Here is a 22343-nt window from a genome sequence, read left to right on the forward strand (position 1 = left end):
ATTTCAGCGCTATGCAAGGCCTGCTACAGTGCCGGCTGCTTCCAAGGAGCCCTTATGCAGCTTGACCCCGTCACGGGCTGGTGTGCCGACGTTCGCCATTGCCCTTCGCCGAACTGCAACGCCCGCCCGCTGGGCGAGGTGTCCCTGCTGGTGATCCACAACATCAGCCTGCCGCCCGGGCAGTTCGCCACCGGCAAGGTGCAGCAGTTCTTCCAGAATTGCCTGCCCACGGAGGAGCACCCGTATTTCGCCGGGATCGCCGAGCTGCGGGTTTCCGCGCACTTTCTCATCGAGCGTGACGGCGCCGTCACCCAGTTTGTCTCCTGTAACGAACGCGCCTGGCATGCCGGGGTTTCGCGGTTCGAGGGACGGGAGAACTGCAACGATTTTTCCCTAGGTATCGAGCTGGAAGGCACCGACCATGAGCCGTTCAGCGACGCGCAGTACGACACACTGGTGGTCCTGAGCCGGCAGCTATTGCAGGCCTACCCGTCGCTCGCCATCGAGCGGATCTGTGGGCACAGCGACATCGCGCCGGGGCGCAAGACCGATCCCGGCCCATACTTCGACTGGGCGCGCCTGCGGGCGGCCCTGCGGCTCGACAAGGAGAGCGCGAAATGAATTTCCTGGTACTGCTGCTGGTGCTCTGGGTGGAGAAGTTCTCCTCCGGGCGTCGTCGTATTCAGCAGGACGGCTTCTGGCTGCAGCAGCTGAAGCAGATCGAAGCACGCGGTATTTCACCGTGGATCGCCCTGGCAGTGCTGGTGCTGCTGCCGGTGGCGCTGCTGGGCCTGTTGCTGCTGGTGCTCAAGCCGCTGGCCTATGGCTGGCTGGCCCTGCCGGTGCACCTGCTGGTGCTGGTCTACAGTCTCGGCCGTGGCGACGTGCTGGCGGCGCTAGGGCCGTTCCGTGATGCCTGGCGACGGGGCGATGATCAGGCGGCGTTGCATGTGGCCGAACGGGATCTCGGCGTCGAGGCCGACGAGGAGGGCGAAGTGCTCCTCGGCGTGCAGCGTTACGAGCTGTGGCAGGCCTACCAGGGCTTTTTCGCAGTGATCTTCTGGTATGCCTTGTTGGGGCCGCTGCTGGCCCTGGCTTATCGTCTGCTGGCGCTGGCTGCGGAGCATGGCAGCGCGGGGCTGGCCGAGCGCGCGGCACAGCTGCGGCATGCCCTCGACTGGCTGCCTGCGCGCGTGCTGGCAGCGAGCTTTGCCCTGGTCGGCAACTTTGCCGCAGTCAGCCGTGCCGTACTGCATGACCTGCTGAGTTGGGATATTTCTGCCGCGCAGCTGCTGTTCCATGCCGGGCGTGCCGCCAGTGAGCTGCCGGAGCCGCAGGCCGGCGAGCAGGGTGTCAGCAGCCTGGACGAACTCTGGCAATTGCTGGTGCGCTCGGCGGTGCTCTGGTACGCCGCCTTTGCCGTGTGGATCCTGCTGCTCTGATCGAGCCCGCTACTGCTCGTGTTCGCCCCACAGCCAGGCAGCCCCGCGCACGCCGCTGGAGTCGCCGTGCTGCGCCGGCAGCAGGCGTGTGTTGACCTGGTCGGAGAACACGTGGCGCAGGAGCAGGGGCGGTACGCGCGCATACAGCGCCGGCATGTTCGACAGCCCGCCACCGAGCACGATGACGTGCGGGTCGAGCAGGTTGATCACGCCTGACAGCGCCCGTGCCAGCTGATCGCAATACAGTTCCATCGCCCGTTCGGCCACTGCGTTGCCCCGTTGTGCGGCCTGTTCCAGCTCGCGGGCGTCACCCGACAGGGCGCTGCGTGCGGCCCAGCCGGGGCCGGAGAGAAAGGTCTCGATGCAGTCGTCCAGGCCGCAGTAGCACCGCCTTGTCGGGCCATCTGCCGCGTTGCGCCAGGGCAGGGGGTTATGGCCCCACTCGCCGGCAATGGCGTTCGGTCCGCTGAGCAGGTGGCCATTGATGACCACACCGCCGCCCACGCCGGTGCCGAGAATGACCGCGAAAACGCTGCTGGCACCCGCGCCGGCCCCGTCTCTGGCTTCCGACAGCGCCAGGCAATCGGCATCGTTGGCCAGGCGCACTGGGCGTTGCAGCAGCTGTTCCAGATCGCCTTGTAAGTCTTCGCCGATCAGGCAGGTCGAGTTGGCGTTCTTGATCCGTCCGTGATCCGGTGAGCGGGTGCCGGGAATGCCGATGCCCAGGGTGCCGTGCCCGCCCAGCTCACGCTCGGCGTCGTGGACCAGGCGGGCAATGGTCTGCAGGGTGGCCGGGTAGTCGCCCTGGGGCGTCGGCACGCGGCGGCGCAACCGTTCGTCGGAACCGTGCAGGGCAATGATCTCGGTCTTGCTACCACCCAGATCAATACCGAAGCGAAAATGTGCGCGCATTCTTAACCTTAAGTTACAGAGGTTGAGGTCGATATCCGGTATACAGTTTGCTCAGAGGACCGTGCATGCTGCACATTCCTTACTGACCAGTACCCCCGTAGATTGCCGTTCCCTCGTCGGTCTTCTCCCGTCCGGCGCATAACAATAATGGCAACAGGAGACGTGTAGTGAATAGCGTGTTGTATCCCGCCATTGCGCTGATGAACCGTATGAGCTTCGGCATGAAGTTCAGTTTGATCAGTGTGCTGTTCTTCCTGCCCATGCTGGTGACCAATTTCTATCTGGTGCGCGACTCGTACGACGCGTTCGTCGACACCCGGACGGAGTTGCAGAGCCTCGAGCTGCTCAAGCGGAGCCTCAAGGTGCGCCAGGACCTCGAACGCCTCAACGACCTCCTCGAAGTCAACGCCGTGATCGGCCAGTCCAGCGAGTCGGAGAATCTGGTCAAGCAGATCGACGACCTGCAGACCCGCATCGGTGCTGGCCTGGACGCGCTGCAACCGAGCAGCGACGAGCCGCAGAAGGTCGAGGAATTCAACGCCCAGCGCGACGGCGTCAAGACCGCCCTCGAAGCGATCAAGAACGAGACCTCGCAACGCAGCAAGGCCGGCCTCGGCGTCACTGCGCTGGATAATGCAGAGGTGTTCATCAAGTTCATCACCAGCCAGTCGGGCCTCAGCCAGGACAGTGACCTGACCGTGCGCCAGATGTCCGAGCTGATGACCACCGTCACCCCGCCCGTGACCAAGGCGCTGAGCAAGGGCCGCGCCCTGGGCTCCTATTCGCTGGGTCAGGGCATTCTCGGTTCTTCCGACAGCGGCAAGCTCGACGAACTGCTGCTGGAGCTGGAGAAGCTCCACGCCGAGTACGGCTTCAAGATCCAGAACGCGCTGCAGACCAACACCCGCGCCCAGCAGATCCTCACCGCGCCGGCCGAAGCCAGCCGGCAGAGCCTGCCCGATGCCGGCAAGCAGCTGGAAGATAACATCCTCATGGCCGACACGCTGGACGCGCCGTGGCAGGGTTTCTTCGAGCAGATGACTGCCGGCATCGACAAGACCTACGCGCTGAACGACGAAGTGCTCGGCTTCCTCAACGAGGAGCTGGGTGAGCGTCTGGAGCAGAAACGCTCGCAGATGGTCCTGCTGGTCGTCGCCCTGGTCGTGGTGTTCCTGCTCATCGGCTACCTCTACGGCGGCTTCTACGTGTCGACCCGTGCCACCCTCAAAGGCTTCGGCAAGGTCATGGACCAGGTCGCCGCCGGTGACATGACCGTGCGCGTGAATGCCAAGAGCCAGGATGAGCTGGGCGAGCTGGGCCAGGTGTTCAACGGCAGCGTGGCGAAGATTCGCGACCTGATCGAGCTGGTTGGGCAGACCGTCACCGAGGTCGAGCGTCAGGCCGATCGCGTGGAGCTGGTCTCCGGGCAGAGCAGCCAGGCCGTCACCGCCCAGCGCGGGCAGATCGAACAGGTCGCCACCGCGATGAACCAGATGTCCGCCACCGCCCAAGAAGTGGCGCGCAGCGCCGCCGCCGCGGTTGATAGCGCACACAGCGTCAACCAGGAAACCGTCAGCGGTCGCGCCACGGTCGAGTCGCAGGTCGGCAGCATCCAGCGCCTGGCCAGCGAGATCGAGCAGTCGGTCGGCGTAATCAACCAGCTTGCTTCCGACAGCGCGGCGATCAGCCAGGTGCTCGAGGTGATCAAGGGGATCGCCGGGCAGACCAACCTGCTGGCGCTCAACGCGGCCATCGAGGCGGCGCGTGCCGGCGAGCAGGGCCGCGGCTTCGCCGTGGTTGCCGACGAGGTGCGCAACCTGGCCAAGCGCACGCACCAGTCCACCGAGGAAATCGAGCAGATGATCGGCCGCCTGCAGAGCGGGGTCGGCGCGACCGTCACCGCCATGAATGGCAGCCATCAGATGGTGGAGAACACGGTTTCCCAGTCGGCCAAGGTGCAGCAGGCGCTGGAGAACATCCTCGGCGCGGTGGGCATGATCGTCGACCAGAACCAGCAGATCGCCGCTGCTGCCGAACAGCAGACCGCGGTGGCCCACGATATCGACATGAACATCGTCGAGATCAACCAGGCCGGCGAGCGTACGGCGGAGGGCGCGGTGGAGACCGAGCACGCCAGTCGCGAACTGTCCGACCAGGTGGCGCGCCTCAAGGAGTTGATCAGCGCGTTCCGCGTCTGATCAACCGCCTGCTCCAGCAAAAGCCCGCCAATCGGCGGGCTTTTTTTTGGCTGAGTTCCTGCTATCCGTGACGGCATGTCGATATAAATGGAGGCGGCACCTACGGATGGGCGGCCCAGCCGAACAGCTCGGCAGCGTTGCGGGTGCTGGCGCTGGCCAGGGTGCCGGCGTCAGTGTGCATTAGCTCGGCGAGGCTAACGCAGATGTCGGCCAGGTATTCGGGGCTGTTGCGTTGCCGTGGGTGCATGGCCGGGGCCATGTCGGGCGAGTCGGTTTCCAGCACCACGGCCTCCAGCGGCAACTGGCCGATGACCTTGTGCATGCGCCTGGCCTGGGGCCAGGTCGCCGCACCGCCGAGGCCGAGCTTGAAGCCCAGCTTGAGGTATTCGCGGGCCTCCTCGTAGCTGCCGGCGAAGGCGTGGATGACGCCGGCGCGTGGCGGCCTGATGCGTTTCAGCGTGGCGATGGTCGCGGCATGGGCGCGGCGCACGTGTAGCAGCACCGGAAGATCGACTTCCACCGCCAGCTTCAGCTGCGCCTCGAACAGCGCCTGCTGGTGCTGCGGCTGCGGGTCTTCGATGTAGTAGTCGAGGCCGAATTCGCCAACCGCGCAGAGCTTTTCGTGACCGGCCAGGCGCTGCAGCCAGTCGCGCAGCTCGACCAGGTGTTCCGGGCGATGCTGCGCCAGGTATACCGGGTGCAGGCCGAACGCGGCGTACAGGGCGTCGTGGTCCAGGGCCATCTGCCACAGGCGCTGCCAGTTTTCCTGGTACACGCCGAGCACCACCAGGCGCTCCACACCGACGGCGCGGGCCCGCGCCAGCACCGCGTCGCGGTCGGCGTCGAAGTCGGGAAAATCGAGGTGGGTGTGGGTGTCGATCAGGCGCATGGGAGCGGGTGTTTTGCGGCGGTGTTGTTGCGCAGAATCGGCCATCTGCCGTTCGTCTGGCAACCTTGTGTGAGTCATTCGCCGATTCCGTCAGTCGTAAACCATGAAGCACAGCAGTTTTTGGCGTGCGGTGAAGGGAAGGGTTTGCATGACGCGCATTGGAAGAATCCTCGGTTGGTGCCTGGCCACACTGCTCGTGCTGGTGGCCGCACTGATGCTGTTTCTGGCCCTGTTCGACTGGAACCTGATCAAGCCGACGCTCAATGAAAAGGTCTCCGAGGCGCTCGACCGGCCGTTTGCCATTGAGGGCAATCTGGCGGTGATCTGGCAGCGCGAGGAAGAAGAGGGCGGCTGGCGCGCCTGGCTGCCGTGGCCACATTTTTCCGCCGAGCGCCTGATGCTGGGCAACCCGGAGTGGGTCAAGGGCGATCCGTTCGTGCGCCTGGACAAGGTCGAGTTCCGTCTGGCGCCGCTGCCGCTGTTGTGGAAGACCGTGCGCATCCCGCGCATCGACCTGACCGGCCCCGATGCCAACCTGCAGCGCCTGGCCGACGGCCGCGCCAACTGGACCTTCGACCTGGGCAAGCAGCCCGACGCCGAGCAGCCGGCGGAAGACGAGTCCGCCTCCTGGACCCTGGACATCGGCACCATCGGCTTCGACCAGGGCCGCGTGCGCTATGACGACCAGACCCTCAAGGCCAGCGTGCAGGTGCAGGTCGATCCGCTCGGCGCGCCGATTCCGTTCAGCGACATCGTCGGCAAAGGCGCGGCCGATAACACCACCGAGCAGCACGGCAAGCCCCAGGACTATGCCTTCGCCTGGCGCGCCAAGGGCACCTACCAGGGCCAGGCGCTGGACGGCAACGGCAAGGTTGGCGGCCTGCTGGCGCTGCAGAACGCCGACCTGCCGTTCCCGGTGCAGGCCGATGTGCGGGCCGGCAGCACGCGCGTGGTGGTCGCCGGCACCCTGACCGACCCGCAGCACCTCGGTGCCCTCGACCTGCGTCTGCAGCTCTCGGGCAGCAGCCTGGGCAACCTCTATCCGCTGACCGGGGTGACGCTACCGGACACCCCGGCGTACTCCACCGATGGCCGCCTGATCGCCCAGTTGCAGGACCCGAGCGGCGCGACCTTCCGCTACCAGAGCTTCAACGGGCGCATTGGCGATAGCGATATCCACGGCGACCTGACCTTCGTCAACCGCCCGCCACGGCCCAAGCTCTCCGGCACGCTGCTGTCCAACCAACTGCTGTTCGCCGACCTCGCGCCGCTGATTGGCGCCGACTCCAACGCCGAGAAGAAGGAGCGCGGCGCGGCGGCCAACCAGCCGGGCGACAAGGTGCTACCGGTGGAGGAGTTCCGCACCGAACGCTGGCGTGCGATGGATGCCGACGTGCGCTTCACCGGCAAGCGCATCGTGCACAGCGACAAACTGCCGATCGACAACCTCGATACCCACCTGGTGCTCAGCGACGGTCTGCTCAGCCTGGAACCGCTGCGTTTCGGCATGGCCGGCGGCACGCTGGAATCGACCATTCGCCTCGACGGGCGCAGCGTGCCGTTGCAGGGCCGGGCGCGGCTCAGTGCGCGGCACTTCAAGCTCAAGCAACTGTTCCCGACCTTCGCACCTATGCAGACCAGCTTCGGTGAGCTCAATGGTGACGCCGATATCGCCGGCAGCGGCAACTCGGTGGCCAAGCTGCTGGGTACGGCCAACGGCGAGCTGAAGATCCTCATGAACGATGGTGCAGTGAGCCGCGGGCTGATGGAGATTGCCGGGCTCAACGTCGGCAACTACGTGGTCAACCGTCTGTTTGGTGACGAGGAAGTGCAGATCAACTGCGCCGCTGCCGACGTCGGCATCAAGCAGGGCTTGCTGGCGACACGGCTGGTGGTCATCGACACGGAAAACGCGGTGATCAAGGTCGACGGCACGGCGAATTTCGCTACTGAGCGCCTGGACATGGACATCACGCCCACGTCCAAGGGCCTGCGGGTGTTCTCCCTGCGCTCGCCGCTGTACGTGCGTGGCAGCTTCAAGAACCCCTCCGCCGGTGTGCATGCCACGCCGCTGGCGCTGCGCGGTGCCGGTCTGGTGGCGCTGGGTGTGGCGGTGGCGCCGGCCGCTGGCCTGCTGGCGCTGGTGGCGCCGAGCGGCGAACAGCCGAATGAGTGCGAGCCGCTGCTCAAGCAGATCCAGAGCAGCAAGCGCTGAGGCGCTGTGGCCGCTGCGGAATGTCGCACGCTGCGGCTTAGGCTGTTGACGTTGCGTTTTAGCTCATTGAGCCGGATGGAAATATGTCCAATCCAGCCCTTGCGAACGGGCTTCTTGAGCCAATTGCAGACATTCAAATTGGTGGGCTGAAGCCCACCCTACAGCCGCTCGGAACCCGCAGGGTGAGCTTCAGCCCGCCATCCAAGGCGTCATGAGACGCGCAAGCCGCTTGTCTGCCATCGGCCTCCCTATCGACGTGCCAACTCCCCTAACGCGCCACGCTCGCGGAAATGGCCACCGCAGCGGCGGCGGTGCGGGTTTCCACGCCGAGCTTCACGTAGACGTGTTCCAGGTGCTTGTTCACCGTGCGCGGGCTGAGGCCGAGGATGTCGCCGATGTCGCGGTTGGTCTTGCCGCACGCCACCCAGCTCAACACCTCCACTTCCCGCTCGGTGAGGGCGAAGCGTGCCGAGAGGGCCTCGTAGGCCGGCTCGTTGCTCAGGCTGATGTCCAGGGGCGGCGAGGCGGCGCGGGCCGATTGCAGGATGCGCGCGGTGCGCAGGTGCGCGGCGACGCGGGCCAGGACTTCGTCCGGGTGGATCGGCTTGGTCACGTAGTCGATGCCGCCGGCCTCGAAGCCTTCGACCACGTGCTCGCTGTCGGTCAGCGCGGTCATGAACAGCACCGGGATGTCGGCGGTTTCCGGCTGTGCCTTGATTCGCCGGCAGGTCTCGAAGCCGTCCAGACCGGGCATCATCGCGTCGAGCAGGATCAGGTCCGGGCGCCGGCGCTGGATGCGGTTCAGCGCGCTGAGGCCGTCCAGTGCCACCAGCACCATGTAGCCGGCGTCGTCGAGGGCGTCGGAAAGCAGCGCCAGATTGTCCGGCGTGTCGTCGACGATGAGGATCACGCCACGGTCGGTGACCGCGCGATCAGGTTGGGCTGTCGGCGCGTTCATGATCGGCCTCCGTGAGTTGTCGGGTGAATTCGTCCAGGCGGAAGCCCTTCACCAGCGCCCGCAGTGGTGCGGTGAAGCCGGCGCAGTCGGGTGTCTGCTGGTCGATGGCGTCGAGTTTTTCCTGGATGCCGCGCACGTAACCGAGCGCAGCCAGTTCGCGCAGCGCCTCGAGGTCGGCCGCGTTCGGCAGTACGCGGGCGGCTTCCGGCGCTGCGGGTTCGCTGTGGGTGCGGCGCAGCCACTGCAGGTCGAGTTGCTTCTGGATGCGGTCGAGCAGCGCGGGGGTGTACACCGGCTTGGCCAGGTAGTCGTTGAAGGCCGCGGTGACGCTGCGCTCGCGGTCGTCGGCGAAGGCATTGGCCGAGAGCACGATGATCGGCGCCTGCGACAGGGCGTTGCGGCGAATCAGGCGGCTGGTTTCCCAGCCGTCCATCTGCGGCATCGACAGGTCCATGAAGATCAGGTCCGGGTTGAGCAGCGCCACCTGGCGGATCGCCTCCTGGCCGCTGGCAGCCTGGGCGACGTTGAAGCCCAGCGGTTCGAGCATGCCGGCCAGCACACGGCGGTGCTCGATGTGGTCGTCGACCACCAGGATCAACCGGCGCGGACCCTGGTAGCCGATGATGTCGTGCTCCACGTGTACCACCGCCTGCGGCACGCGCACCTCGGAGAGGAATAGGCGCACCTGGAAGCGCGTGCCCTGGTCGAGCACGCTGCGCACCGACAGCTCGCCGCCCATCAGCGAGGTGAGCATGCGGGTGATGGTCAGGCCGAGGCCGACACCGTTGTCCTGGCGCATCAGGTCGCCGCGCTCGAAAGGCTGGAAGATCCGCTCGATCTGCTCGGGGTCGATGCCGATACCGGTGTCGATGATCTCGAAGCTGGCCGTTTCACGTAGGTAGCTGACGCGCAGGCGCACCTCGCCGCTGTCGGTGAAGCGCACCGCGTTGCCGAGCAGGTTGATGAGGATCTGCCGCACGCGTTTCTCGTCGCCGCGCACCACCGCCGGCATGCGCCCGACGGTTTCCAGGTGGAAGCGCAGGCCCTTCTCCTCGGCCTGCGGGGTGAACATGCGGTCGATCTGGTGGATGAACTCGGGGAAGGGGATTTCCGAGAGTTCCAGGTGCAGCTTGCCGGCCTCGATCTTGGCCACGTCGAGCAGGCCGTCGATCAGCGAGAGCAGGTGCGAGCCGCTGCGGAAGATGGTCGCCAGGGCGTCCTTGTGCTGGCCGGGCATGGCGGCGTCGCGCTGCAGAATCTGGGTGTAGCCGAGGATGCTATTGAGCGGCGTGCGCAGCTCGTGGGACAGGCCGGTGACGTAGCGGCTCTTCGCCGCGTTGGCCGCCTCGCTGGCTTCCTTGGCCTTCTGCAGTTCCTCGTCGGTGCGCCGGTGCGCCTCGATCTCCTGCATCAGCAGCAGGGTCTGGCGGTCCGATTCCTTCTGCGCCACCTGGCGGCTCTCGCGGGTCAGCACCACCCACCAGGCGAGGATCGCGGCGAACACGGCGAGGGTCAGGAAGGCCTTGAGGAAAGCCTGGTAGAGCGTCTGCTGCATCTCGGGCGAGTGCGGCACCAGGCCGTGGGAGACCTGGCTGTAGATCAGTGCCAGGGCGCCGAACAGCATCACCACCAGCACCAGCAGCAGGCCCATGTATTGCGCCAGGCGGCTGTGCAGGCGCGGGATCGAGGCTTTCGGGTAGATCCAGCGGACGAAGTCGTCCATCTGTTCGGCCAGGCGTGCGTGGGGTTTGCAGGCGTCGCCGCAGCGCGCGTCGAGCGAGCAGCACAGCGAGCAGATCGGCGTGCTGTAGGCCGGGCAGAAGGCCATGTCCGGGGCCTCGAAGGCATTGCTGCACAGGCCGCACTGCACGGTTTCGCGCGGGCCGCTGGGGTAGAGCAGCTGCGGGTCGCTGGTGCGGGCGATGTAGTAGCGGCCCTTGGTCAGCCAGGCGATCAGTGGCGCGCTGACGAAGGCCGAGCCCAGCGCCACCATTGGCGAGGCGGCTTCGGCGAGGGCGCCGAACAGCCCGGCGTAGGCGAGAATCGACAGCAGCGAAGCGATCAGCATGGCGCCGACGCCGACCGGGTTGATGTCGTACAGGTGCGCGCGCTTGAACTCGATGTGCTTGGGTGACAGGCCCAGCGGCTTGTTGATCACCAGGTCGGCGACCAGTGCGCCGATCCAGGCGATGGCGATGTTGGCGTAGAGGCCAAGCACCTGCTCGATGGCATCGAACACCCCCAGCTCCATCAGCATCAGGGCGATGGCCACGTTGAACACCAGCCACACCACGCGGCCGGGGTGGCTGTGGGTGACGCGGGCGAAGAAGTTCGACCAGGCCAGCGACCCGGCGTAGGCGTTGGTCAGGTTGATCTTCATCTGCGAGACGATGACGAACAGCACCATCGCGCCGAGTGCCCATTGCGGCGAGCTGAACACGTAGGTGAACGCCACCAGGTACATCTGCGTGGGCTCGGCGGCGCGCTCGATGGGGATTTCGTGCTGCAGGGCGAGGAAGGCGAGGAAGGCGCCGGCGAGCATTTTCAGCGCACCGGGAATGATCCAGCCCGGTCCGGCCATCAGCAGCGCGGCCCACCAGCGCTTGCGGTTTTTTGCTGTTTTCTCGGGCAGAAAGCGCAGGTAGTCGACCTGCTCGCCGATTTGCGTCACCAGCGCCAGGGCCACGGTACAGGCGGCGCCGAAGTACAGCAGGTTGAACGCGCCGCCGTCGCCTTCTCGGCCGCTGAAGGTGGTCCAGTCACTGATCGCTTGCGGGTTCTTCAGCATCACGAAGAGGTAGGGCAGAAACAGCAGCACCAGCCACAGCGGCTGGGTCCACATCTGCAGGCGGTTGATCAGGGTGATGCCGTAGGCCACCAGTGGTATCACGATGATCGAACAGATCACGTAGGCCAGCGCCAGCGGGATATTGAAGTACAGCTCCAGGGCCAGGGCCATGATCGCCGCCTCGAGGGCGAAGAACAGGAAGGTGAAGCTGGCGTAGATCAGCGAGGTGATGGTCGAGCCGATGTAGCCGAAGCCGGCGCCGCGGGTCAGCAGGTCCATGTCCACGCCGTAGCGGGCGGCGTAGTAGCTGATCGGCAGGCCGGTGAGGAAGATCACCAGGGCCACGGCAAGCACGGCCCAGAGGGTGTTGGTGAAGCCGTAGCTGATCGCCAGGGCGCCGCCGATGGCCTCCAGGGCGAGGAACGACACCGCGCCCAGGGCGGTGTTGGCGATGCGCAGCTCGGACCACTTGCGGAACGACTTGGGCGTGAAACGCAGCGCGTAGTCTTCCATGGTCTCGTCGGCGACCCAGCTGTTGTAGTCACGGCGGATCTTGACGATGCGCTGGGTGCCGGTTGGTTGCACGGGGGATGTTCCTGATGGCGAATGCCGGTGGAAAGTGCAACTTCCATGCCCCGCGTCCGGCGTACCCGGGGCGCATTCAGGCAGGCCACGCCGCAGGGGACGTAGCGCGCACCATTGCATGGGAATTCGGCGTTGTTGCGGTGCGCGCGGCGCATCCTGTGGCAGCGTGTGGTCACCTGTTTATTGTTTTTATTCTCTATATATCAATGAGTTGACGGTTTTTATGGGGCGAAGAAAGTCGGGCGGGCTACGGCTCATTCATCCCTGCAAAAGTGCACCGTCTTGACGCGTTTTTTCAGGTCGGCCCCAGGCTGGGGCGCGGCGCTGAATTTTCTACGTCAGATGACGTATGCCCTTACGTCAACCTGCGTATACCGCCGTGAATCCCGGCAATCGCATCCTTGCTGCGAACCCGAACCGGTACCCGAAGAACCTGTTTCGGATTTGGCGAGCTAGAGCGAGACAAGGCAAACGTTGCCGAGGGACGCGCAGTTTACGTGTTGTAAATGGGCATCCCGAGGCAGCGTTTAACGCCGGATCGCCGACGCGCAGCAAGTCCGGAGCAGGTTCTGAAGCGAGCCGGCGAGGAAACACCACCAGAGGAGCAAGACCATGGATTCACGACTGACGGGTGCGAAACGCTTTCTTCCCCGCCGGCTGACGCTGGGTGCTGCGGCACTCTCGCTGCTGGCGGCCAGTGTGTTCAGCCAGACTGCGGCGGCTGACGACGTCAACACCACCGGCCTGGCCGTTACCGATACCACCGTGACGGTCGGCCAGCTGCACTCGGCAACCGGCACCATGGCGATCTCCGAAACCGGCGCGATCCAGGCCGAACGCCTGGCCATCGACCAGATCAACGCCTCGGGCGGCGTGCTCGGTCGCCAGATCAAGGTGATCCAGGAAGACGGCGCCTCCGACTGGCCGACTTTCGCCGAGAAGGCCAAGAAACTGCTGGAAAGCGACAAGGTCGCCACCGTGTTCGGTTGCTGGACTTCGGCCTCGCGCAAAGCCGTGCTGCCGATCTTCGAGAAAGACAACGGCCTGCTCTACTACCCGACCTTCTACGAAGGCCTGGAGCAATCCAAGAACGTTATCTATACCGGCCAGGAAGCGACTCAGCAGATCCTCGCCAGCCTCGACTGGATCGCCAAGGAGAAGGGCGCCAAGACCTTCTACCTGCTCGGCTCGGACTACATCTGGCCGCGTACCTCGATGAAGATCGCGCGCAAGCACATCGAGAACGTGCTCGGCGGCAAGGTCGTCGGCGAAGAGTACTACCCGCTGGGCAACACCCAGTTCGGCTCGCTGACCAACAAGATCAAGCTGAAGAAACCGGACGTGGTCTTCGCCGCAGTCGTGGGCGGTTCCAACGTGGCCTTCTACAAGCAGCTGAAAGCCGCCGGCATCACCGCCGACAAGCAGACCCTGCTGACCCTCTCCGTGACCGAGGATGAAATGCTCGGCATCGGCGGCGAGAACATGAAGGGCTTCTACTCCTCCATGAAGTACTTCCAGACCCTGGACAACCCGAACAACAAGAAATTTGTTGAAGAGTTCAAGGCCAAGTACGGCAAGGATTCGGTCATCGGTGACGTGACCCAGGCCGGCTACCTCGGCCCATGGCTGTGGAAAGCCGCGGTCGAGAAGGCCGGCAGCTTCGACGTCGACAAAGTGGTTGCCGCCTCCCCGGGCATCGAGCTGACCACCGCGCCGGAAGGCTACGTGAAAGTGCACGACAACCATCACCTGTGGAGCAAGTCGCGCATCGCCGAGATCCAGGCCGACGGTACCTTCAAGGTGGTGTTCGAGTCCGACCTGATCGAGCCGAACCCGTTCCCGAAAGGCTACCAGTAAGCGGCTTGGCGAGCGGGTGGCAACGCCCCTCGCCCTGACCCTCTCCCCGCGAGAGGGGAGCGGTCCGGTAACTGGCTTCAGCGTCGCTTCGGCAATGAGCCAGCGCCCCCAGGGGCAACGGGCCCTTCGAGACCTACCGCCAGCCACGGCTGGATTCAACGCCCCTTCGGGGTGAGGGTTGGGTGAGGGGTGGTGGCCAAGACCGGCGCCACCCCTTTGCCCTGCAACCTCCCACTATCAGGAGACCATCATCATGGAATGGCTATCCGACTTCGGCGCAATTGCCGTCATGCAGGGTTTCAACGGCTTGTCGGTGTTCTGTGTGCTGCTGCTGATGGCACTGGGTCTGGCGATCATCTTCGGTCAGATGGGCGTGATCAACATGGCCCACGGCGAATTCCTCACCGTAGGCGCCTACACCACCTACGTGATTTCGACGCTGACCCTGCAGTACTTCCCGGCCATGCAGCCGTACTACTTCTTCTTCGCCATCATCGCTGCGTTCTTCATCGCTGGCGCCTTAGGCTGGCTGGTGGAATGGGCGATGATCAGCAAGCTCTATCACCGTCCGCTGGACACTCTGCTGGCCACCTGGGGTCTGTCCCTGGTGATGCAGCAGGCGTTCCGCTCGATCTTCGGCGCCCGTGAAGTCGGCGCGGAAATGCCCGAGTGGATCATGGGTTCGTGGAACCCGGTGGAAGCCATCGACATTCCCAAGAACGGCCTGTTCGTCATGGGCCTGACCGTGCTCTGCACCGCCACCATCTTCCTCATGCTCTACCGCTCGCGCTGGGGCCTGCAGGTGCGCGCCACCATGCAGAACCGGGTGATGAGCCGCGCCGTCGGCATCAACACCAAGAAGGTCGACCGCATGACCTTCGCCCTCGGTTGCGGCGTGGCGGGTGTTGCCGGTGCGGCGTTCACCACCATCGGCTCGACCGGGCCGACCGCGGGTTCGCTGTACATCGTCGACACCTTCCTCACCGTGGTCTTCGGCGGTGCGGCCAGCCTGCTTGGCACCATCGCCTCGGCGTTCACCATCGCCCAGGCGCAATCGATCATGGAGTTCTTCCTCTCCGGCTCGATGGCCAAGGTGCTGACCCTGTCGGCGGTGATCCTGATCCTGATGCTGCGTCCGCAGGGTTTGTTCTCGATCAAGGTCAGGAAGTGATGTCGATGCCGCTTTTTGTAGGAGTCAGGGGCACGTCTAGTTGCTTGCTGGCGATGGAACCTGCATGCGCCCAGCTGGCGTGTGCAGGCGTGATGCAGAGCCCTAGGAGCCGTCCATGAAAAACGCATACGAAAGCCTGCTGGGTGGCAAGCAGGGGGCCATCGGCCTGCTGGTGCTGGCCACGCTGATCCTGGTGGTGTTCCCGCTGATGCTGGACACCTTCCGCCTGAACATGGTCGGCAAGTACCTGACCTACGCCTTCGTCGCTGTCGGCCTGGTGCTGTGCTGGGGCTACGGCGGCATTCTCAGCCTCGGCCAGGGCATCTTCTTCGGGGTTGGCGGCTACTGCATGGCGATGTTCCTCAAGCTCGAGGCATCGGACCCGGAAAGCACCAAGATCCAGTCCACCCCCGGTATCCCGGACTTCATGGACTGGAACCAGATCACCGAACTGCCGATGATGTGGCAGCCGTTCCACAGCTTCAGCTTCACCCTGCTGGCGGTGATCGCGGTGCCGACCCTGCTGGCGCTGGTCATCGGCGTGGCCATGTTCAAGCGCCGCGTCGGCGACGTGTACTTCTCCATCGTCACCCAGGCCATCGCGGCGATCCTGACCATCCTGATCATCGGCCAGCAGGGCCTCACCGGTGGCGTCAACGGCATCACCGACCTGCGCACCCTGCTCGGTTGGGACATCCGCGATGACTCGGCGAAGATCATCCTCTACTTCGTCAACGCCTTCCTGCTGCTGGGCTGCATCCTGATCGGCCGCTTCGTGCTGACCTCCAAGCTCGGTCGCCTGCTCATGGCCATGCGCGACAAGGAAGAGCGCGTGCGCTTCTCCGGCTACGACGTGGCCAGCTTCAAGATCTTCGTGTTCTGCCTGGCGGCGGCCTTCTCGGCCATCGGTGGGGCGATGTTCGCCCTGCAGGTCGGCTTCATGTCGCCGAGCTTCGTCGGCATCGTGCCGTCGATCGAGATGGTCATCTTCGCCGCGGTCGGCGGGCGCATGTCGCTGCTCGGCGCGGTGTACGGCACGCTGCTGGTGAGCTTCGGCAAGACCTACTTTTCCGAGAGCTTCCCCGAGCTGTGGCTGTACCTGATGGGCGGCCTGTTCATCGTCGTGGTCATGTACTTCCCCAACGGCATCGCCGGCCTGTGGGAAAGCCATGGGCGCAAGTGGATCTCGCGCTTCTCCCTGGGCAACAAGCTGTTCGGCCAACCGGCACCCAAGGCCCGGGTGCTCGCCAGCACGCCCGTCGCCCCACAACCCGCTCGTGAACTGGAGACCACGCCATGAACAGCCCAGCAGGATTTCAGGCCGCCAAACCGGTCCTGGCCATCGAAGGTCTGACCGTGTCCTTCGACGGCTTCAAGGCGGTGAATGACCTCAACCTCTACGTCGACCGCAACGAAGTGCACGTGGTCATCGGCCCCAACGGCGCCGGCAAGACCACCGTGCTCGACCTGATCTGCGGCAAGACCAAGTCCACCGCCGGCACCATCGATTTCGATGGCCGCGAGCTGACCAAGATGCGCGAGTACGACATCGTCCGCGCCGGGGTCGGGCGCAAATTCCAGAACCCGTCGATCTACGAGAACCTGTCGGTGTTCGAGAACCTGGAAATGTCCTACCCCAAGGGCCGCAAGGTGTTCGGCGCGCTGTTCTTCAAGCGCAGTGCCGAGGTCATCGCGCGGGTCGAGGAAGTGGCCGGGGAGATCTTCCTCAGCGACTTCCTCGACAAGCAGGCTGACCTGCTATCCCACGGCCAGAAGCAGTGGCTGGAGATCGGCATGCTGCTGATGCAGGACCCGGCGCTGCTGATGCTCGACGAGCCGGTGGCCGGCATGAGCGTCAGCGAACGGGTGCAGACCGCCGACCTGCTCAACCGCATCAGCAAGGGCCGCTCGGTGCTGGTCATCGAGCACGACATGGAGTTCGTCAAGAGCATCGCCCACCGCGTCACCGTGCTGCACCAGGGCAAGGTGCTGGCCGAAGGCAGCATGGAAGCGGTGCAGACCAATCCGAAGGTGATCGAGGTGTATCTGGGGCATTGATGCAACGGCTCAGTCTCCCCTCTCCCTCCGGGAGAGGGGCCGGGGGTGAGGGGCGAGCAGGAAAATCGCTGCCCATCTCCCCTCACCCTAACCCTCTCCCAAGGGCAGAGGGGACAGATCGCGCGGCACCCAGCCCAAGCGCTGAAGCCTTTTGAAGGAGTATCGGAATGTTCCAGATCAGCAACCTCGTTTCCGGCTACGGCCAGAGCCAGATCCTCCATGAGCTAAACCTCAACGTGGAGAAGAAGGAAATCGTCGCGGTCATGGGCCGCAACGGCATGGGCAAGACCACCCTGTTCAAGAGCCTGATGGGCGTGCTGCCGCAATGGGGCGGGCAGATCCTGGTCGACGGCAAGGACGTGTCCAAGCTGGAGACCCACCAGCGCGTCGAGCACGGCATCGCCTACGTACCGCAGGGGCGGATGATCTTCTCGCACATGACCGTGCTGGAGAACATCCAGACCGGCCTGCCGGCCTCGGCCGGCGGCAAGGTGCCGGACGACCTCTACGCGCTGTTCCCGGTGCTGCACGAGATGCGTGCACGCAAGGGCGGCAACCTCTCCGGTGGCCAGCAACAGCAGCTGGCCATCGCCCGCGCGCTGGCGACCAACCCCAAGGTGCTGCTGCTCGATGAGCCGACCGAGGGTATCCAGCCGTCGATCATCAAGGACATCGCCCACAAGCTGAAAGAAATCCGCAACCTGCGCGACCTGACCATCGTGGTCTCCGAGCAGGTGCTGTCGTTCACCATGGAAATCGCCGACCGCTTCCTGGTGATCGAGAAGGGCAAGTTCGTCGTCGAGGAGACCCGTGACAAGGTCGATGAGGCGACGATCAGCCGTTACCTCTCGGTGTGAGGTGAGCGGCCGCTCACAATCTCCTGCCCGTGTTACAGGCTGGAGGCTGTTACTGGTGTAGCGCTGCGTCTGGCTCGAGCCCTGAAGGTCGCGAACTGGTCTGCGTCAGGGCTCGAATCCGGGTGTGTTCCTCCACACGCCCGGCCTGCTACTCCCGGCTGGTACGCCTGTGCGTACCGGCTTTTTTTCGTCCCGCGAAAACGGCGCAAAGCCGCGTGGCTGCTACGTTCTGCCACTACGTCATCCGACGTATTTTCCGATCAGCGCGCACGTTCAAGACTAGCTCCGTACCCCGGCGCTGAGGCGCCATGTCCCCATCCATTGGTCCCAGGAGCTTCGTCATGACCGACACGCTGATCAAGGTCAACCTCAACCAGCCCGCCACCGAAAACGAGCAGATTCACAACCGCTGGCACCCGGACATTCCGATGGCCTGCTGGGTCAAGCCGGGTGACGATTTCATCCTCGAGACCTATGACTGGACCGCCGGCGCGATCAAGAACAACGACGACGCCAGCGACGTGCGTGACGTCGACCTGTCCACCGTGCACTACCTGTCCGGCCCGGTCGGCGTACACGGTGCCGAGCCAGGTGACCTGCTGGTGGTCGACCTGCTCGACATCGGTGCCATGGCCGACTCGCAGTGGGGCTTCAACGGTTTCTTCTCGCGGCAGAACGGCGGCGGCTTCCTCACCGACCACTTCCCCTCCGCGCAAAAGGCCATCTGGGACTTCAAGGGCATGTTCACCAGCTCGCGGCACATCCCGGGCGTGAACTTCGCCGGCCTGATCCACCCCGGCCTGATCGGCTGCCTGCCGGACCACAAGATGCTGGCCGACTGGAACAAGCGTGAGCAGGAACTGATCGACACCGATCCGCACCGCGTCCCGGCCCTGGCCAACCCGCCGATGGCGCCCACCGCGCACATGGGCAAGATGAAGGGCGAAGCCCGTGACCTGGCTGCGCTGACCGGTGCGCGCACCGTGCCGCCGCGCGAGCATGGCGGCAACTGCGATATCAAGGACCTGTCGCGCGGCTCGAAGATCTTCTTCCCGGTCTACGTCGACGGCGCGGGCCTCTCGGTGGGCGACCTGCACTTCAGCCAGGGCGACGGTGAAATCACCTTCTGCGGCGCCATCGAAATGGCCGGCTGGGTGCACATGAAGGTCGAGCTGATCAAGGGCGGCATGGCCAAGTACGGGATCAAGAACCCGGTGTTCAAGCCGAGCCCGATCACTCCGCACTACAACAACTACCTGATCTTCGAAGGCATCTCGGTAGACGAGGCCGGCAAGCAGCACTACCTCGACGTCAACATCGCCTACAAGCAGGCCTGTCTCAACGCCATCAACTACCTGACCAAGTTCGGCTACTCGCCGGCCCAGGGCTACGCGCTGCTCGGCTCGGCACCGGTGCAGGGACACATCAGCGGCATCGTCGACGTGCCCAACGCCTGCGCCACGCTGTGGCTGCCGACCGACATCTTCGACTTCGACATCAACCCCAATGCCTCCGGCCCGATCAAGCACCTCGACGGCAGCGTCGATCTGCCAATCGCGCCGGACAAGTGAGTTCCTCACCCGGGCGGGGCTGGGGCTTTGGACGGCGTTCATCCCGGCCCGGGTGGCGAACACTGGGGACCTGTCACACCGCACTACCGGTTCGGTGGCCGCTGCGCCGCCGAACCGCTGCCCAGGAGTCAGTTATGCCGATCTACGAATACGACTGTGCCGACTGCGGCGACTTCACCCGCCTGCGGCCGATGGCCGAACGCGACCAGCCCTGCGATTGCCCTTCCTGCGGCACGCTCAGCGGCCGGGTGATCCTCTCCGCCCCGGGCCTGGCGACCATGCCCGGCAGCCAGCGCCGCGCCATCGCGGCCAACGAGCGCAGCGCCCACGCGCCGCAGACGCTCGACGAATACAAGCAGACGCGCAAGCACCCCAAGGGTTGCGGCTGCTGCACCCCGAACAAACCCCTGGCGCCGACCAAGGCCAACCCGCATGCCATGAAAGGCAAGCCGGCCGGTCGGCCGTGGATGATCAGCCACTGAGGCTGTTTGTTGAATCCCCGCTTGCGCGGGGAGAGCGTAAGGCTCGGACACCATCTTTTTGCACCGTTATTCCCGCGTAGGCGGGAATCCAGCCGCGCGGAATCAACCATAAGGAGTGCCCCATGCGTCACGGCGATATTTCCAGCAGCCCGGACACCGTCGGCGTCGCCGTCGTCAACTACAAGATGCCGCGCCTGCACAGCAAGGCCGAAGTCCTCGACAACGCGCGCAAGATCGCCGAGATGATCAAGGGCATGAAGCTCGGCCTGCCGGGCATGGACCTGGTGGTGTTCCCCGAGTACAGCACCATGGGCATCATGTACGACAACGACGAGATGATGGCCACCGCCGCCACCATCCCCGGCGAGGAGACGGCAATCTTCTCCGCCGCCTGCCGCGAGGCGAAGACCTGGGGCATCTTCTCGCTGACCGGCGAGCGCCACGAGGAACACCCGCACAAGGCACCGTACAACACCCTCATCCTGATCAACGACCAGGGCGAGATCGTGCAGAAGTACCGCAAGTGCATCCCCTGGTGTCCGATCGAGGGCTGGTATCCGGGCGACCGCACCTACGTCTCCGAAGGCCCCAAGGGCATGAAGATCAGCCTGATCATCTGCGACGACGGCAACTACCCGGAAATCTGGCGCGACTGCGCGATGAAGGGCGCCGAGCTGATCGTCCGTTGCCAGGGCTACATGTACCCGGCCAAGGAACAGCAGGTGCTGATGTCCAAGACCATGGCCTGGGCCAACAACTGCTACGTGGCGGTGGCCAACGCCGCCGGCTTCGACGGCGTGTACAGCTACTTCGGCCACTCGGCGATCATCGGCTTCGACGGGCGTACCCTCGGCGAATGCGGCGAGGAGGAAATGGGCATCCAGTACGCCCAGCTGTCGGTGTCGCAGATCCGCGATGCGCGCGCCAACGACCAGTCGCAGAACCACCTGTTCAAGCTGCTGCACCGTGGCTACACCGGCATGTACAACTCCGGCGACGGCGACAAGGGCGTGGCGGACTGCCCGTTCGACTTCTACCGCACCTGGGTGCTGGATGCGCAGAAGGCCCAGGCCGACGTGGAGAAGATGACCCGCAGCACCATCGGCGTGGCCGATTGCCCGGTGGGCGAACTGCCGCATCCGGGCCAGGAGAAAACAGCGGGATAACCTGCTGTTCACTGGCGCCAGCGAACGCGCCATTCCTGCTCTCGCAGGGTGCGCCGCGCGCACCGATAGTATCGGCGCCGCCGCTCCTTGCGGTGCGCACGGCGCACCCTGCGACAAGGCCCGGCGTCATCAGGAACCTCGGCATGCCCTTCGTCAACGACCTGCTCGACCACAACCGTGACCTGCTGGCCCAGGCGCCCGTGCCGCCACCGGCGGGCTCGTTGCAATCGCGTTTCCTCTTCGATCCGGCGCAGGTCATGGCCCTGCTGCGCGCGCGCATCGTTGGCCAGGACGCAGTACTGGAGCAGGTCGAGTCGCTGCTCAAGGTGGTCAAGGCCGATATCGGCGAGCGCGAGCGGCCGCTGGCGGTGAACCTGTTCATGGGCCCGACCGGCGTCGGCAAGACCGAGATCGTGCGCCTGCTGGCCCAGGCCATCCACGGCCGCGCCGATGCCTTCTGCCGCATCGACATGCACACCCTGGCCCAGGAGCACTACGCCGCCGCCCTGACCGGCGCGCCGCCCGGCTATGTCGGCAGCAAGGAAGGCACCACGCTGTTCGACGTCGAGGCGATCCAGGGCAGCTACAGCCGCCCCGGTATCGTGCTGTTCGACGAGCTGGAGAAGGCCAGCAAGGAGGTGGTACGCAGCCTGCTTGGCGTGCTGGAAAACGGCCGCCTGACCCTGACCGCCGGGAGCAAGACCATCGACTTTCGCAATAGCCTGATCTTCATGACCAGCAACATCGGCGCACAGGATGCGCGGCGCTACCGCGAGCGCTTCCAGCATGGCTGGCGGCGCTGGCTGGGCCTCGAACCGCAGGGCGAAGCGACGCTGCTGGAGCAGGCGTTGCACGGCCATTTCGAGCCGGAGTTCCTCAACCGCATCGACCGCATCCTCGGTTTCGAGCGCATCGAGGGCGAGTGGCTGGAAGCGCTGCTGGACATCGAACTGGGCAAGCTCAATCAGCGCCTGGGCAAGCAGGGCCGTGCCCTGCTGCTCGATGAAAGTGCCAGCGACTGGCTATGCCGCGAACACGACCCGCGCTACGGCGCGCGTGCCTTGGCGCGCCGCGTGCGCACCGAGCTGGAGCCGGCCATCGCCGAGTGCCTGCTGGCCGACCCGGCGGTGATCCGCATGCTGGCGCTGGTGGAGGAGGGGAGACTGGTGGTGCGCAGAGACCCGTGAGCGAGCG

The 22343-nt window shown here is 65.1% G+C and carries 17 protein-coding genes; 13 read left to right on the forward strand and 4 right to left on the reverse strand.

Going from position 1 to position 22343, the window contains the following annotated elements:
- The first annotated feature begins 54 nt into the window (after positions 1-54).
- Positions 55-621, forward strand: a complete 567-nt coding sequence (gene ampD, locus IB229_RS20710; protein ID WP_192331829.1) for a 1,6-anhydro-N-acetylmuramyl-L-alanine amidase AmpD — start codon at positions 55-57, stop codon at positions 619-621.
- On the forward strand, positions 618-1442 hold the full coding sequence (gene ampE, locus IB229_RS20715; RefSeq protein WP_192331830.1) for a regulatory signaling modulator protein AmpE: 825 nt from the start codon (positions 618-620) through the stop codon (positions 1440-1442). The genes ampD and ampE overlap by 4 nt, the downstream gene beginning before the upstream one ends.
- Before the next feature lie 9 nt (positions 1443-1451).
- Here the strand turns inward: ampE and IB229_RS20720 are convergent, their stop codons facing one another.
- On the reverse strand, positions 1452-2354 hold the full coding sequence (locus tag IB229_RS20720) for an ROK family protein (RefSeq protein ID WP_192331831.1): 903 nt from the start codon (positions 2352-2354) through the stop codon (positions 1452-1454).
- A gap of 167 nt (positions 2355-2521) precedes the next feature.
- On the opposite strand from IB229_RS20720, the gene IB229_RS20725 reads away from it, so the two are divergent.
- Positions 2522-4552 (forward strand): methyl-accepting chemotaxis protein, encoded by a 2031-nt coding sequence (locus tag IB229_RS20725; RefSeq protein ID WP_192331832.1) that lies wholly within the window; start codon positions 2522-2524, stop codon positions 4550-4552.
- 100 nt (positions 4553-4652) lie between these two features.
- Here IB229_RS20725 and IB229_RS20730 read toward each other — a convergent pair whose 3' ends face one another.
- Positions 4653-5441 (reverse strand): TatD family hydrolase, encoded by a 789-nt coding sequence (locus tag IB229_RS20730; protein ID WP_192331833.1) that lies wholly within the window; start codon positions 5439-5441, stop codon positions 4653-4655.
- 148 nt (positions 5442-5589) lie between these two features.
- On the opposite strand from IB229_RS20730, the gene IB229_RS20735 reads away from it, so the two are divergent.
- A complete protein-coding gene (locus IB229_RS20735; protein ID WP_192331834.1) occupies positions 5590-7656 on the forward strand; it encodes an AsmA family protein in 2067 nt (688 codons plus the stop codon).
- 268 nt (positions 7657-7924) lie between these two features.
- Here IB229_RS20735 and IB229_RS20740 read toward each other — a convergent pair whose 3' ends face one another.
- On the reverse strand, positions 7925-8614 hold the full coding sequence (locus IB229_RS20740; RefSeq protein ID WP_192331835.1) for a response regulator: 690 nt from the start codon (positions 8612-8614) through the stop codon (positions 7925-7927).
- Complete coding sequence (locus tag IB229_RS20745; protein WP_192331836.1) at positions 8589-11987, reverse strand: ATP-binding protein; 3399 nt, start codon at positions 11985-11987, stop codon at positions 8589-8591. Before IB229_RS20745 ends, IB229_RS20740 begins: the two co-directional genes overlap by 26 nt.
- 612 nt (positions 11988-12599) lie before the next feature.
- Between IB229_RS20745 and urtA the strand changes: the two genes are divergently transcribed.
- The 9 genes from urtA to IB229_RS20790 all read left to right on the forward strand — a co-directional run bounded on the left by urtA (position 12600) and on the right by IB229_RS20790 (position 22336).
- Positions 12600-13844 carry an urea ABC transporter substrate-binding protein gene (urtA, locus tag IB229_RS20750; protein ID WP_192331837.1) on the forward strand — a complete coding sequence of 415 codons (1245 nt, stop codon included), beginning with the start codon at positions 12600-12602 and terminating at the stop codon, positions 13842-13844.
- A 253-nt stretch (positions 13845-14097) separates the two neighbouring features.
- Positions 14098-15015, forward strand: a complete 918-nt coding sequence (gene urtB, locus IB229_RS20755; protein WP_192331838.1) for an urea ABC transporter permease subunit UrtB — start codon at positions 14098-14100, stop codon at positions 15013-15015.
- 115 nt (positions 15016-15130) lie between these two features.
- Positions 15131-16315 (forward strand): urea ABC transporter permease subunit UrtC, encoded by a 1185-nt coding sequence (gene urtC, locus IB229_RS20760; protein WP_192331839.1) that lies wholly within the window; start codon positions 15131-15133, stop codon positions 16313-16315.
- Positions 16312-17073 carry an urea ABC transporter ATP-binding protein UrtD gene (gene urtD / locus IB229_RS20765; RefSeq protein WP_192331840.1) on the forward strand — a complete coding sequence of 254 codons (762 nt, stop codon included), beginning with the start codon at positions 16312-16314 and terminating at the stop codon, positions 17071-17073. The genes urtC and urtD overlap by 4 nt, the downstream gene beginning before the upstream one ends.
- Before the next feature lie 167 nt (positions 17074-17240).
- Positions 17241-17930, forward strand: coding sequence for an urea ABC transporter ATP-binding subunit UrtE (urtE, locus tag IB229_RS20770; protein ID WP_192331841.1), 690 nt, complete (start codon positions 17241-17243; stop codon positions 17928-17930).
- A gap of 341 nt (positions 17931-18271) precedes the next feature.
- Positions 18272-19501 (forward strand): formamidase, encoded by a 1230-nt coding sequence (gene fmdA / locus IB229_RS20775; RefSeq protein WP_192331842.1) that lies wholly within the window; start codon positions 18272-18274, stop codon positions 19499-19501.
- A 134-nt stretch (positions 19502-19635) separates the two neighbouring features.
- A complete protein-coding gene (locus IB229_RS20780) occupies positions 19636-19983 on the forward strand; it encodes an FmdB family zinc ribbon protein (protein ID WP_192331843.1) in 348 nt (115 codons plus the stop codon).
- A 122-nt stretch (positions 19984-20105) separates the two neighbouring features.
- Positions 20106-21149, forward strand: a complete 1044-nt coding sequence (locus IB229_RS20785) for an aliphatic amidase (RefSeq protein ID WP_192331844.1) — start codon at positions 20106-20108, stop codon at positions 21147-21149.
- A gap of 143 nt (positions 21150-21292) precedes the next feature.
- Positions 21293-22336: an AAA family ATPase gene (locus IB229_RS20790; RefSeq protein WP_192331845.1), complete on the forward strand. Its 1044-nt coding sequence runs from the start codon at positions 21293-21295 to the stop codon at positions 22334-22336.
- Positions 22337-22343: the final 7 nt, after the last annotated feature.

Source organism: Pseudomonas sp. PDM14 (assembly GCF_014851905.1).
GTDB lineage: Bacteria > Pseudomonadota > Gammaproteobacteria > Pseudomonadales > Pseudomonadaceae > Aquipseudomonas.

Bases quoted from the DNA above. Each gene is read 5' to 3' on its own strand.
- ampD (WP_192331829.1), top strand. From the start codon at position 55: ATGCAGCTTGACCCCGTCACGGGCTGGTGTGCCGACGTTCGCCATTGC.
- ampE (WP_192331830.1), top strand. From the start codon at position 618: ATGAATTTCCTGGTACTGCTGCTGGTGCTCTGGGTGGAGAAGTTCTCC.
- IB229_RS20720 (WP_192331831.1), bottom strand. From the start codon at position 2,354: ATGCGCGCACATTTTCGCTTCGGTATTGATCTGGGTGGTAGCAAGACC.
- IB229_RS20730 (WP_192331833.1), bottom strand. From the start codon at position 5,441: ATGCGCCTGATCGACACCCACACCCACCTCGATTTTCCCGACTTCGAC.
- IB229_RS20735 (WP_192331834.1), top strand. From the start codon at position 5,590: ATGACGCGCATTGGAAGAATCCTCGGTTGGTGCCTGGCCACACTGCTC.
- IB229_RS20740 (WP_192331835.1), bottom strand. From the start codon at position 8,614: ATGAACGCGCCGACAGCCCAACCTGATCGCGCGGTCACCGACCGTGGC.
- urtA (WP_192331837.1), top strand. From the start codon at position 12,600: ATGGATTCACGACTGACGGGTGCGAAACGCTTTCTTCCCCGCCGGCTG.
- urtB (WP_192331838.1), top strand. From the start codon at position 14,098: ATGGAATGGCTATCCGACTTCGGCGCAATTGCCGTCATGCAGGGTTTC.
- urtC (WP_192331839.1), top strand. From the start codon at position 15,131: ATGAAAAACGCATACGAAAGCCTGCTGGGTGGCAAGCAGGGGGCCATC.
- urtD (WP_192331840.1), top strand. From the start codon at position 16,312: ATGAACAGCCCAGCAGGATTTCAGGCCGCCAAACCGGTCCTGGCCATC.
- urtE (WP_192331841.1), top strand. From the start codon at position 17,241: ATGTTCCAGATCAGCAACCTCGTTTCCGGCTACGGCCAGAGCCAGATC.
- fmdA (WP_192331842.1), top strand. From the start codon at position 18,272: ATGACCGACACGCTGATCAAGGTCAACCTCAACCAGCCCGCCACCGAA.
- IB229_RS20780 (WP_192331843.1), top strand. From the start codon at position 19,636: ATGCCGATCTACGAATACGACTGTGCCGACTGCGGCGACTTCACCCGC.
- IB229_RS20785 (WP_192331844.1), top strand. From the start codon at position 20,106: ATGCGTCACGGCGATATTTCCAGCAGCCCGGACACCGTCGGCGTCGCC.
- IB229_RS20790 (WP_192331845.1), top strand. From the start codon at position 21,293: ATGCCCTTCGTCAACGACCTGCTCGACCACAACCGTGACCTGCTGGCC.